Below are 13,246 nucleotides of genomic sequence, written 5' to 3' on the forward strand. Positions count from 1 at the left end.
GACGTTTGACAAAGCCATGCGCCGGCAGAAAGCGGCCGATGCCGGAAAAGATCGTGAACAGGCTCTGTAGTCTGGCTGGGGAGGAACCCGATGAACGACGAGACAGTCGAGCTTGGCCGCGCGGCGGCGCGGAGACGCCGATGGCGGCGCTGATCGCCTGGGTGGCCGGCATCGTTTGCTGCGCCTTCGTGGCCGACTTGCCCGATCTGCGCTGGTACGGGCTGCTGCCGGGCGGCTTGGCCGCGATGCGTTGGCCGTTGCGCCACCATCCGGCGTGGCGGGCCGTTTTGCATGCGGCGCTGGCCTTGTCGCTGGGTTTCGGCTACGCGGCCTGGCGCGCCGAGCGGCGGCTGGCGCAGGAATTGCCGACCGCCTGGCAGCAGAAGCCGGTCGAATTCGTCGCCACCGTGCGCGGCTTGCCGGCGCCGGGGGAATTCGGCGTGCGGCTGGCGCTGGAGGTGGAGCAGGTGCTGACGCCGGGCGCGGCGCTGCCGGAGCGGGTCCAGCTCAACGATTACCGGCGCCAGGACTGGCCGCCGGGCAGCCGCTGGCGGCTGACGGCGCGTTTCAAGCCGCGGCGCGGCAGCGCCAACGCCTTCGGTTTCGACGCCGAGCAATGGCTGTGGTCGGAAGGACTGCTGGCCAGCGGCTCGGCCGGCAAGGGGAGGCAGCGGCTGGAAGACCGCCGGGATCTGATGGCCTGGGTGGACGGCTGGCGCGAGCGCCAGGCGGCGCGCATCGAGGCCGCGCTGGGCGTAGGCCGCGAATCGGCGCTGGTGGCGGCGCTGACCGTCGGCGCGCAGCAACGGGTGGCGCGCGCCGACTGGCAGTTGTTCTCGGCCACCGGCCTGACCCATATCGTGTCGATTTCCGGCCTGCACATCACGATGCTGGCCGGCATGGTGGCCTGGTGTTGCGCCCGCCTGTTGCGACGCTGGCCGCTGCTGCGCTCGCCCAGGGTGGCGACGGCGGCGCTGGCCCTGCTGGCGGCCGGCGCCTACGCCCTGCTGGCCGGCTTCACCGTGCCGACTCAGCGCACGCTGTTCATGCTGGCGGTGGGCAGCGCCTGCCTGTTGTGGCGGCGGCAGCTGTCGGCGTTCCAGGCCTGGTGGCTGGCCCTGGCGCTGGTTTTGCTGATCGACCCGTTCTCGGTGTTGACCCCTGGTCTGTGGCTGTCCTTCGGCCTGGTGGCGGCCTTGATGCTGACGACGCTGGCGCGGCGGCGGCCGCCGTCGTCATGGCGGGCGGTCCTGGCCGGGCAGTGGGCGGCCGGCGTGGCCAGTCTGGTGCCGTTGGCGGCGCTGTTCGGCGGTTTTCCGCTGTTGTCGCCGCTGGCCAACGCGCTGGCCATTCCCTTTGTGTCGATGCTGTTGACGCCGTGCGCGCTGCTGGCGGTGGCGCTGCCCTGGGATGTGCTGCTGCCGCTGGCCGGCTGGCTGGCGCGGTTGTTCTACCTGGGCGTCGAATGGCTGGCGCGGGGACCGGCCTGGCATGTCGCCGGCGCGCCGTGGCCGTTGCTGGCGCTGGCGGCGGCCGGCTCGCTGTGGCTGATCGCGCCGCGGGGCGTGCCCGGCCGGGCGCTGGGGGCCCTGCTGCTGTTGCCGGTTCTGGCCTACCGGCCGCCGGGGCCGGCGCCGGGCGCCTTCCAGGCGACGGTGCTGGATGCCGGGCAGGGCTTGTCGCTACTGGTGCGCACCGCCGATCACGCGCTGTTGTTCGACACCGGCGACGGGGATGCCGGCCGGGTGGTGTTGCCGCAGTTGCGCGGGCTGGGCATCGACCGGCTGGACACGCTGCTGCTGTCGCACCACGACAGCGACCATGACGGCGCGGCGGCCGGCGTGCTGAGCGCGCTGCCGGTGGAGCGGCTGCTGGCCGGACAGCCGGCAACGCTGCCGGGGTGGCCGGCGCGGCTATGCCGTCAGGGCGACGGCTGGAGCTGGGACGGCGTCCGTTTCGACATCGTCGGGCCGGATCCTGCGCTGACCGGCGGCGGCGACAATGCCCGCAGCTGCGTGCTCAGGGTGGCGGGCGCCCACCGGGCGCTGCTGGTCGGCGGCGACGCGCCGCAACGGCAGGAGGACGGTCTGGCGGAACGGTACGGCGAACGGCTGCGTAGCGATGTGCTGATCGTCGGCCATCACGGCAGCCGCACGTCGAGCAGCGAGGCCTGGCTGGCTGCGGTCCAGCCGAGCGTCGCGGTGGTCAGCGCCGGTTTTCTGAACCGCTACCGGCATCCGCACCGAGAGACGCTGGAGCGGCTGAGACGACAGGGCGCGGCGGTGTTGCGCACCGATCTGGACGGCGCGCTGACGCTGGATTTCGGCCGCGAGCTGGGCTGGCGCTGCTGGCGGGGGCAACAGCCGCGCTACTGGCGCGCGCGCGGACCATGCGGCGAGTACGCGGTCAGCGCTGACTGACGCGCGCGATCACGCGGGTGCCGCCGTTTTCATAGTGCAGGCTGTCGAAGGACAGCTTGCGCGCGATCAGGATGCCGCGGCCGTGGCTGTTCATCAACGAGGCCGGCTCGGCGTTCTGGTAGTACTCCCAGTCGAAGCCGTTGCCCATGTCCTCGACGACGAACTGCAGCTGGTCGCCGTCCAGCTGGAATTCCACCGTCACCATCCGTTCGCTGTATTCCGGCGCCTGCAGCCTGCGCTCCAGCTCCTGCTCCCAGTCGCCGCTGGCGATCAGCTGGCTTTTCTGCTCGTAGCTGATGTCGAGGTTGCCGTGCTCGATGGCGTTGACCAGCAGTTCGAACAGGCCGGTGGCCACCCGCTCCGGCTGGCCGCTGGTCTTGGCCAGCAGCGCGGTGATCGATTGGGCCTCGCGGTGGGTGCGGCAGCGGAAGCGGGCGCCGTGAAGGTGGCGCAGCGCGTCGACATGCAGATTGGCCAGCTCGCGGAAATGCACGTAGCGGTCCCAGTGACCGACGGCGGCGCCGACGATGGCCAGCAGCATGTCGCGCGAGAACGGCTTGGTCAGATAGTAGAAGGCGCCGGCCGCCAGGCCCTCCTGCACGCTGGAGGCGGCGCCCATCGCCGTCTGCATGATCACCGGCAGGAATTCCAGCCGCGGCTCCGCCTTGATCTTCTTCAGCACGTCGAAGCCGCTCATGCCGGGCATCATCTTGTCCAGCAGGATGGTGGAGAACTGCTCGCCTTCCAGTTGCAGGATGTCCCAGGCGACTTCGCCGTTTTCCGCCAGATGGATTTCGTATCCCGCGTCTTCCAGCAGCTCGGACATCAGCTCCAGATTGAACGGTTCGTCGTCAACGAGCAAGAGTTTGTGAGGCATCGGAGCTTCCCTCCTCTAGGTTTCGCTGAAAGTGGCGCGGGATGCCGAAGGTGAAGATCGCGCCGCCGTCAGGGCGATTGCCGGCGCTGATGCGGCCGCCGTGGGCGTGAACGATCTCGCGGCTGATCGCGAGCCCCAGCCCGGTGCCGCCGGCGCCGGTCTTGGTGGTGCTGCTCTGGATGAACTTGTCGAAGATGGTCTCCAACTCCTTGTCCGGAATGCCGGGACCGGCGTCTTCCACGCTGACCCAGGCCCATTCCTGTCCGTCCTCTTCTGACAGTCTAGCCTGTACTTCGATACTGGAGCCGGCCGGACTGAACTTGACGGCATTGGACAGCAGATTCCGTATCACCTGGCCGATGCGGAAAGGATCGATGTCGGCCGTCAGCAATTCCGGCGCGCACTCGACGCGGATGCGGATCTGGTTGCGCGAGGCCATCGGCGTCATTTCGTCACAGGCTTCGCGCAGGCACTGGGTCAGACTGCCGCGGCTGATGGTGTATTCCATCCGGCCCACTTCCATCTTGGCCATGTCCAGCAGGTCGTTCAACAGCGTCAGCAGCCGGCTGCCGCTGGTGTTGATGCGGGTGAAGTACTGCTCCAGCTTGGTCTCGCCTATGCCCTGCGCGCGCAGCTGGCCCATTTCGGTGAAGCCGAGGATGGCGTGCAGCGGGGTGCGCAGCTCATGCGACATATTGGCCAGGAATTCGGTCTTGGCGCGGCTGGTTTCCTCGGCCAGTATCTTGGCGTGGCGCAGCGTCTCCTCCACGGTGCGCTGGGCCGAAATATCCTGGTAGACCCAGATGGTGCCGAGTTTGGGCACCGACGGATTGACGGCGCGGCCGTGCAGCCGGCACCAGAACAACTGGCCCTTGCCGGTGCGCAGCTTCAGCTCGCTCTGTACCACCTTGCCGTCGTTCAGCAGGCTGTACAGCACCTTGCCGGTGCGCTCCCATTGCTCCGGATTTTCGAAATACGGCTGCGTCGGCGTGCCGACCAGATCCTGGCCCTGTTGCTGGAACAACTCGAGAAAGGCGTGGTTGACCTGGCGCAGATGGCGATCGACGATATAGGCCATCGCCAGCGGGCTGGCGTCCAGCAGCGCCGCCAGCTGCCGGCTCTGCACCTCCACCTGTTCGGCCAGGCTGTTCTTCAGCCGGATCAGCGCCTCCTCCTGCTCCTTGCGCAAGGAGATGTCGCGGCATACCGCGACGTAGAACCAGTCGTCCGGCATCACCACCCGGCTCAGCGACAGCTCCACCGGCAACTGCTGCTCGTCGCTGCGCAGCAGCGCCGCCTCGAACGGCCGGCCTTCGTGCTGGCGCGCCATCTGCTCGAACGACCGTTCGGGCGCCGCTTGGTACAGCGCCGGAAACAACACGCCCACCGGCAGGTTCTCCAGCGATTGTGCGCTTTGCTCGACCAGCCGGGCCGCCGCCGGATTGGCCTGCAGGATGTGGCCGCCGCGGTCTATCAGGATGATGGCGTCGGAGCTGGCCTGCAGGATGGCGCGCTGGCGCGCCTCGCTCTGCGCCAGCGCCTGCTCCGACTGCACCCGGTCGCTGATCTGCTCATGCAAGGAGTGGTTGTTCTGCTCCAGCAGTACCTGCTGTTGCTGCAGCTGCTCGCCCAGGCGGCGGTTTTGCCGCATCTGGCGCTGCGCCATCGCCAGCAGCAACAGCAGCGTGGCGGCGGTGGCGGCGAGGACGGCCCAGGCGGCGCTGTCCAGCCGGGGGCGTATCGGCGCCAGCGAATAGGCGCCCAGCAGCAACTCGTTGCCGCCTACCGTGGCGTGGCGCGAGAATATCGGCGGCTCGGTCGGCGTCGGCCGGCCCGGCACCGAGTCCAGCAGTGGAATATCGGGCTGGTTCTTGCTCCAGATCAGCAGCCGTACGTGGTGCAGCGGGTTGTCGGCGAGCAGGTCGTTGCCTATCGGCTGCACCAGCTTGTCCTGGCGCAGGTTCAGCAATAGCAGCGTGTGGTCGTCGCCCAGCCGGGTGATCACGTCCAGCCTGCTGGAGCCGGGGCCGGAGGGACGGCTTGGCAGCAGCATCGGCTGATCGCTGCGGCGCGCCAGGTCCAGCAGCCATTTGGAATCGCCTTGATGGCTGAGGTCCAAGCCCTGCGGCAGCGCGTTGGCGTCGTCGGGCAGGTAGCTGGCCACCGGATAGTATTGCAGCTGCACCGGGCAGGAGACCAGGTGCTGGTTCTTCAGGACGCGGATGCTGGTGGCGATGCGGTTTTCGAACGCTTCGCGCTGGTTCTGCTCGACCAGCGCCACGGTGCCGATGCCGGCGAACACGCTGTCGTCGCGGACCACGCGTCGCGCCAGTTCGGACAGGCCGCGGGATTGCAGGCCGCCGGCCAGCTGTTGCGCCATGATGCGGGTGTGCTCCAGCGAGTCCTCCAGCTGCAGCACCACCAGATCGGTGCCGAGGGCCCCCCAGTGCTGCTGCTGCCGCACGCGCTCGGCGCGGTCGTGCTCCAGCAGCAACCAGTATTCGGTCAGCAGCAGGGCGAGGCATAGCAGCCCGCCCAGCAGCAGCGAGGTGAGGCGGTTCAACCTCGGCATTGGGTTCCTCGTCAGCGCTCGCTCAACTCTTGATACAAGGCCTCGAATTCACGCGACAGCTTGTGGCGCGGGTCCAGATAGATCATCGGCCGCGCGGCCTGGTGGGATTCTCGGATCTTGACCGATGCCGACAGCGGCGAGGAAAGCACCGGCAGCCCCTCCGCCTTCAACTCGTCCACCAGTTTCACCGGCAGGCTGGCGCGGGGCTGGTACTGGTTGACCACGATGCCCTCGATGAACAGCTCGGGATTGTGGTCGGAGCGGATTTCGTCGGCGCTCTCCTTCAGGTTATAGAGCGCGTGCCGGGAGAACGCATCGCAATCGAACGGAATCAGGCAACGGTCGGCGGCGATCAGCGCCGAGCGGGTGTAGAAGTTCAGCGCCGGCGGGGTATCAATCCAGATTTCGTCGTAGTCGGGCGCCAGCTGATCCAGCGCTTCCTTCAGCTTGAACATCTTGTAGCGCGATTCCAGCTTGCTCATCAGTTCGGCCAGATCCGGATGCGAGGCCAGCAGCGACAGGCCGTCTATGCCGGTGTCGCGGACGAAATCGCCCGGTTCCTTGGCGAATAGCGAGATATTCAGCATCTGCTGGAACAGGTCGGAGACGCCGGGCCCGGGTTCCCGCGCCGCCTCGCCCAGCAGGTATTGGCTGGCGTTGCCTTGAGGGTCCAGATCGATCAGCAGCACGCGGCGTCCGCGCTTCGCGGCCACGGCGGCCAGATTGACGGCGATGGTGGACTTGCCCACACCGCCTTTCTGATTGAATACCACGCGTCGGATCGTCATCGCAGACTCCTATTGGGTTGGCGGCGCGGCGGTTGGACTCAAGTTGTTGGCAATCCGCCGCGCCTGGTCGGCACGGCGCGGAAAACGGCTTCGGAATGCACGTTCACCATTCGTAAACTTCGCTTCCCCGGCCGTTTTCACCTGGTCTGGCCCTCGCTCGCGATTGCAGACAGGCTCTTAGAAACCGGGCTGTCCCTTGCAGACCAGCAGCATCTGCTGATAGCTGGCCGAGTGCTGCACGACCGGCATCGATTTTATTTGATTGTCATTATAGGTGAAGCTGGCGATCTGCCGTCCGTTTTCATCGAACAGCGTCATGTCCAGCAGTCGGAAGGTATGCTGGGCGCAGTCGATCTGCCAGGTGTTCAGCGAGACCTTGTGGCGCGGCGTGGTCAGGAAGTTTTCCTTCTTCATGTTGAAGATGGTCTTGCGGTCGCGGAAGGAGGTCAGCGATCCCTGGCGCTTGATCGACAGCAGGTCCAGCTCGTTGAGGATGTTGCCGTTGGGCGAGACGCCCAGGTTCTGCCAGTCGGCGCTGGCCGGCGCCGGTTGCGGCGCGACGGGGGTGACGGTCTGTGCCGGCGAGGTCGAGCGCGGCGTGGCGGCGCAGCCGGCCAGCAACAGGACCAGCAGGGAGAGGGGGTGAATGCGCATATCGATCTCCAGAATTTCCCGCCAGTGTCGCATAGCGAAGGCTTGGCGGAAACGGCAGCGGGCCGGTTTCCAGTCTTTTATCCGGTCTGGAGCAGGCGCTTGCGCAGTTGCAGCATGATTTTGTGAAACGCACGGAACTTTATCGCCTGAGGGCCGGTCTCTCACAGTGCGAGAGCATTTTTCCTCTTCGTTTCACATTGTCTCCATCCAACTTGTGGCCGCCTTCCCTGGCGGCCTCTTTTTTTGTCCCCCGCGTGCAGCCGCCGTACAATGACGTTTTTTCCGCTCTCCCGGTTCCCGGCATGCAAGACGCTGTCTCCATTCTCAATCATATTTTCGGCTACCCGGAATTTCGCGGGCAGCAGCAGGAGATCGTCGAACAGCTAGCCCACGGCGGCCACGCGCTGGTGCTGATGCCCACCGGCGGCGGCAAGAGCCTGTGCTATCAGATCCCGGCGCTGCTGCGCGACGGCATCGCCATCGTGGTGTCGCCGCTGATCGCGCTGATGCAGGACCAGGTGGCCACGCTGCAGGAACTGGGCGTCGCGGCGGCCTGCCTGAATTCCGCCACTCCGCCGGACGAGGCGCGCGATATCTCGCGCCAGGCGCGCGCCGGCACGCTGGACCTGCTCTACGTGGCGCCGGAGCGGCTGTTGACGCCGCGTTTCCAGGAGTTCATGGCCAGCCTGAAGATCGCCTTGTTCGCGATCGACGAGGCGCACTGCGTCAGCCACTGGGGCCACGACTTCCGGCCGGAATACCAGCAGCTGGGCATGCTGGCCGAGCAGTTCCCGCAGGTGCCGCGGATCGCGCTGACCGCCACCGCCGACGAGCAGACCCGGCTCGACATCATTCATTACCTGAAGCTGTCCGAGGCGCGGGTCTTCCTGTCCAGCTTCGACCGACCCAACCTGTTCTACCAGGTGGTGGAAAAGCACAACGCCAAGAAGCAGCTGCTGGATTTCATCCGCCAGGAGCATCAGGGCGCCACCGGCATCGTCTATTGCCTGTCGCGCAAGCGGGTGGAGGACACCGCCCAGTGGCTGAGGGAGAACGGCATCGAGGCGTTGGCCTATCACGCCGGCCTGAGTCACGCCGAGCGCGAAGCCAACCAGCGCTTGTTTCTGCGCGAGGATGGCATCGTGATGGTGGCCACCGTCGCCTTCGGCATGGGCATAGACAAGCCGGACGTGCGCTTCGTCGCCCATATCGACATGCCCAAGAGCCCGGAGAACTTCTATCAGGAATCCGGCCGCGCCGGCCGCGACGGCCTGCCGTCGGCCAGCTGGCTGTGCTACGGTCTCAACGACGTGGTGCAACTGCGGCAGATGATAGAAGGCGGCGAGATGGCCGAGCTGCAGAAGCAGGTGGAATTGAGCAAGCTGGACGCGATGCTGGCCTTCTGCGAAACGGCGGGCTGCCGCCGTCAGCACATCCTCGCGCATTTCGGCGAGGAAAGCCGCCCTTGCGGCCATTGCGACAACTGCCTGCATCCGCCGATCACCTACGACGCCACCGAGCCGGTGCGCAAGCTGCTGTCCTGCATCTATAGAGTGGGGCAGCGTTTCCCGACCGGCCACGTCATCGACGTGCTGCTCGGGCGGCAGAATCCCAGCATCGGCCATCACCGCCACGACCAGCTCAGCACCTACGGCATCGGCAAGGACATGAACCAGCGCTGGTGGCGCTCCATCGTCCGCCAGCTGGTGGCGCGCCAGCTGGTGCAGGTGGATATCGCGCGCGGCCAGTCGCTGGTGTTGACCGACGCCTGCCGGCCGCTGCTGAAGGGCGAGCAAAGCATTTATCTGCGTCCGCTGGCCGATGAGAAGAAATCGCGAGGCAGCGGCGGCGCCGACCGCTGGCTGCGCACCGAGCGGGAAGAGCGGCTGTGGCAGGCGCTGCGGCGCTGGCGCCGCCAGGTGGCCGACGAGCACAATGTGCCGGCCTACGCGGTATTCTCCGACCGCACGCTGCGCGACCTGGTCGAGAAGCGTCCGGACAGCCTGCCTGGCCTGCAGCGCATCTATGGCCTTGGCGAATTGAAGCTGGCCCGTTACGGCGAGGCCTTGCTGCGCTGCCTCGGAGAAGCCCAGGACTGAGCGCGGCGGCGTCTTGTTGCGCCATGAATGACCAAATTCTTATACAATAGGTCGCATATTTATAAGTTTTGGAGAAGTGCATGGCTGTGAATCTGAATCCGCCGCAGGCCAGCCTGCTGCCGCCGGTCGCCGGCGTCGACTTGCTGGTCGCCGAGGCCGGCATCAAGACCCCGGGCCGCAAGGACCTGCTGGTGTTGAAGCTGGACAAGGGCAACACCGTGGCCGGCGTATTCACCCGCAATCGTTTCTGCGCGGCGCCGGTTCAACTGTGTCGGGAACACCTGGCCGCCGGCGTGCAGATTCGCGCCCTGGTGGTCAACACCGGCAATGCTAACGCCGGCACCGGTGTCGATGGCCGCGAACGGGCGCTGCGGGTTTGCCGGGAGGTCGCCGGGCGCGAGCAGCTGGAGGTCGAGCAGGTGCTGCCGTTCTCCACCGGCGTGATTCTGGAGCCGCTGCCGGCCGACAAGATCGTCGGCGCGCTGCCCGCGCTGCGACAGGCCGACTGGGCCGAGGCCGCCGAGGCCATCATGACCACCGACACGCTGGCCAAGGCCGCCAGCCGCACGGTGCTGATCGACGGCAAGCCGGTCACCGTCACCGGCATCGCCAAGGGCTCGGGCATGATCCACCCCAATATGGCCACCATGCTCGGCTTCGTCGCCACCGACGCCGCCGTGACCCGTCCGCTGCTGGACCAGCTGGTCAAAGAAGTGGCCGACCAATCATTCAACAGCATCACCGTCGACGGCGACACCTCCACCAACGACAGCTTCATCCTGATTTCCACCGGCAAGAGCGAGGCCGGTCTGATCGATTCCGTCGAGCAAGCGGCTTATCCGGTTCTGAGGCAGGCGTTGCTGGATGTCGCGATCGAGCTGGCGCAGGCCATCGTCCGCGACGGCGAGGGCGCCACCAAATTCATCACCGTCGAGGTGAACGGTGGCCGTTCGACGGCCGAGTGCAAGGACGTCGCCTACGCGATCGCCCGCTCGCCGCTGGTGAAGACCGCCTTCTTCGCTTCCGATCCGAATCTGGGCCGCTTGCTCGCCGCCATCGGTTACGCCGGCGTCGCCGACCTGGATGTCGATCGTCTGTCTCTCTATCTGGATGATGTGCTGGTGGCCCGCGACGGCGGTCGCGATCCGGATTACCGCGAGGAGATGGGGCAGCAGGTGATGAACCGCAGCGAGATCACCGTCAGGGTGGAGTTGGGGCGAGGCGCCGCCAGCGCCAAAGTCTGGACCTGCGACTTCTCCTATGAATATGTGCGCATCAACGCCGACTACCGCAGCTGAGCCGATTCGACGAGCCAGATAAGTTTGGAAAAAGCGCTTTATAGAGAAAAGCCCCGGGATTTCGGGGCTTTTTTCATTTTTCCGATAGGAGAAATCGGCGGAGGAGGCCAGCCTGGATAGGTGATCGGCACAGCAGGACCAAAGTCGTATTTCATAAATCTATTTCATATCAATGGTTTGTTGATTGTTTTGCGAAAATCTTCGCTTTTTCTCAAAAAACCTGTTGACCGAGGCTGAGCGCGTAGGTATAGTTCGTCTCCTCAGCTGACGCAGCGAACGAAACAGCGGAAACGAAACGGTTCCGGTGAAGACGACGCAGCGGCCAGCACTGCTCTTTAACAGAACGAATAACCGATAGGTGTAAGTGCTTGGCGAAAGCCGACACTTGCACTGCAAGAGACAAGAGATACTTGTTTATTTCTTTGAACTTGCGTGCCAGAAAATTGCTATGAGATTGAACTGAAGAGTTTGATCCTGGCTCAGATTGAACGCTGGCGGCATGCTTTACACATGCAAGTCGAACGGTAACAGGGTGCTTGCACCGCTGACGAGTGGCGAACGGGTGAGTAATGCATCGGAATGTACCGTGTAATGGGGGATAGCTCGGCGAAAGCCGGATTAATACCGCATACGCCCTGAGGGGGAAAGTGGGGGACCGTAAGGCCTCACGTTATACGAGCAGCCGATGTCTGATTAGCTAGTTGGGGAGGTAAGAGCTCACCAAGGCGACGATCAGTAGCGGGTCTGAGAGGATGATCCGCCACACTGGGACTGAGACACGGCCCAGACTCCTACGGGAGGCAGCAGTGGGGAATTTTGGACAATGGGCGCAAGCCTGATCCAGCCATGCCGCGTGTCTGAAGAAGGCCTTCGGGTTGTAAAGGACTTTTGTCAGGGAGGAAATCCCGCTGGTTAATACCTGGCGGGGATGACAGTACCTGAAGAATAAGCACCGGCTAACTACGTGCCAGCAGCCGCGGTAATACGTAGGGTGCAAGCGTTAATCGGAATTACTGGGCGTAAAGCGTGCGCAGGCGGTTGTGTAAGTCTGATGTGAAAGCCCCGGGCTCAACCTGGGAACGGCATTGGAGACTGCACGACTAGAGTGCGTCAGAGGGGGGTAGAATTCCACGTGTAGCAGTGAAATGCGTAGAGATGTGGAGGAATACCGATGGCGAAGGCAGCCCCCTGGGATGACACTGACGCTCATGCACGAAAGCGTGGGGAGCAAACAGGATTAGATACCCTGGTAGTCCACGCCCTAAACGATGTCAATTAGCTGTTGGGGGTTTGAATCCTTGGTAGCGTAGCTAACGCGTGAAATTGACCGCCTGGGGAGTACGGCCGCAAGGTTAAAACTCAAAGGAATTGACGGGGACCCGCACAAGCGGTGGATGATGTGGATTAATTCGATGCAACGCGAAAAACCTTACCTGCTCTTGACATGTACGGAACTTGCCAGAGATGGCTTGGTGCCCGAAAGGGAGCCGTAACACAGGTGCTGCATGGCTGTCGTCAGCTCGTGTCGTGAGATGTTGGGTTAAGTCCCGCAACGAGCGCAACCCTTGTCATTAGTTGCCATCATTAAGTTGGGCACTCTAATGAGACTGCCGGTGACAAACCGGAGGAAGGTGGGGATGACGTCAAGTCCTCATGGCCCTTATGAGCAGGGCTTCACACGTCATACAATGGTCGGTACAGAGGGTTGCCAAGCCGCGAGGTGGAGCTAATCTCAGAAAACCGATCGTAGTCCGGATCGCACTCTGCAACTCGAGTGCGTGAAGTCGGAATCGCTAGTAATCGCAGATCAGCATGCTGCGGTGAATACGTTCCCGGGTCTTGTACACACCGCCCGTCACACCATGGGAGTGAGTTTCACCAGAAGTGGGTAGGCTAACCGTAAGGAGGCCGCTTACCACGGTGGGATTCATGACTGGGGTGAAGTCGTAACAAGGTAGCCGTAGGGGAACCTGCGGCTGGATCACCTCCTTTCTAGAGACTGGCGATTGCCAAGTACTTACAACCTATCGGTTATTCAAGTTAAGGGCATTTTCGATGAAAATCTGCGCAGCTCTGCGTTGAAAGCCTCCTCGTGTACTCGATGTACACGTCGTCAGCTTTCGCCTTGATCTGCTTGATTTTGATCGAAAAGGATGTGGTATCAAACGACTACTGGGTTTGTAGCTCAGCTGGTTAGAGCACTGTGTTGATAACGCAGGGGTCGTAGGTTCGAGTCCTACCAGACCCACCAGTATTTTTTGGGTCAGGCAAGGCGCGAAGAAGCGAAGTGTGCTCATGCACATGAGCGACTGAGCAACGCAGCATCACCCAAAAAGAGGGGGATTAGCTCAGTTGGGAGAGCACCTGCTTTGCAAGCAGGGGGTCGTCGGTTCGATCCCGTCATCCTCCACCACTCACGCCGCAAACAAAATCAAATTGAAAAGTTTGATTCTGTTTGCGTTGTAGAAACGCCCGATCTTTAACAAACTGAAGAAGCCGAATATATAAGACGGCGAAACAAACAATAGGAGTTAACTC

General features: G+C 63.9%; 7 protein-coding genes, 2 tRNA genes and 1 rRNA gene. 6 read left to right on the forward strand and 4 right to left on the reverse strand.

Translation table 11 applies throughout. From position 1 onward, the window contains the following. Positions 1–140 precede the first annotated feature (140 nt). Positions 141–2,420 carry a DNA internalization-related competence protein ComEC/Rec2 gene (locus CXB49_RS22130; RefSeq protein WP_101710369.1) on the forward strand — a complete coding sequence of 760 codons (2,280 nt, stop codon included), beginning with the start codon at positions 141–143 and terminating at the stop codon, positions 2,418–2,420. Here the strand turns inward: CXB49_RS22130 and CXB49_RS22135 are convergent. From CXB49_RS22135 to CXB49_RS22150, 4 genes are all read right to left on the reverse strand, one after another. After that, complete coding sequence (locus CXB49_RS22135; RefSeq protein WP_101710370.1) at positions 2,407–3,297, reverse strand: response regulator; 891 nt, start codon at positions 3,295–3,297, stop codon at positions 2,407–2,409. The genes CXB49_RS22130 and CXB49_RS22135 overlap by 14 nt on opposite strands. Then, a complete protein-coding gene (locus tag CXB49_RS22140; protein ID WP_101710371.1) occupies positions 3,272–5,869 on the reverse strand; it encodes an ATP-binding protein in 2,598 nt (865 codons plus the stop codon). Before CXB49_RS22140 ends, CXB49_RS22135 begins: the two co-directional genes overlap by 26 nt. An 11-nt stretch (positions 5,870–5,880) precedes the next feature. After that, entirely contained in the window at positions 5,881–6,651 is a 771-nt protein-coding gene (locus tag CXB49_RS22145; protein ID WP_369826586.1) for a ParA family protein, read from the reverse strand. Between the two features lie 183 nt (positions 6,652–6,834). After that, a complete protein-coding gene (locus tag CXB49_RS22150) occupies positions 6,835–7,311 on the reverse strand; it encodes a surface-adhesin E family protein (RefSeq protein ID WP_233492892.1) in 477 nt (158 codons plus the stop codon). Positions 7,312–7,613: 302 nt separating this feature from the next. Between CXB49_RS22150 and recQ the strand changes: the two genes are divergently transcribed. The 5 genes from recQ (at position 7,614) to CXB49_RS22175 (ending at position 13,121) form a co-directional block, all read left to right on the forward strand. Then, positions 7,614–9,410, forward strand: a complete 1,797-nt coding sequence (gene recQ / locus CXB49_RS22155; protein WP_101710373.1) for a DNA helicase RecQ — start codon at positions 7,614–7,616, stop codon at positions 9,408–9,410. An 80-nt stretch (positions 9,411–9,490) separates the two neighbouring features. Next, complete coding sequence (gene argJ, locus CXB49_RS22160; protein WP_101710374.1) at positions 9,491–10,708, forward strand: bifunctional glutamate N-acetyltransferase/amino-acid acetyltransferase ArgJ; 1,218 nt, start codon at positions 9,491–9,493, stop codon at positions 10,706–10,708. 456 nt (positions 10,709–11,164) lie between these two features. Continuing rightward, positions 11,165–12,700: ribosomal RNA gene (locus CXB49_RS22165) — 16S ribosomal RNA — on the forward strand. A gap of 182 nt (positions 12,701–12,882) precedes the next feature. Further along, positions 12,883–12,959: transfer RNA gene (locus CXB49_RS22170), tRNA-Ile, on the forward strand. Between the two features lie 86 nt (positions 12,960–13,045). Beyond that, positions 13,046–13,121, forward strand: a tRNA-Ala gene (locus CXB49_RS22175). Positions 13,122–13,246: the final 125 nt, after the last annotated feature.

The organism is Chromobacterium sp. ATCC 53434 (assembly GCF_002848345.1).
Classification (GTDB): Bacteria; Pseudomonadota; Gammaproteobacteria; order Burkholderiales; family Chromobacteriaceae; genus Chromobacterium.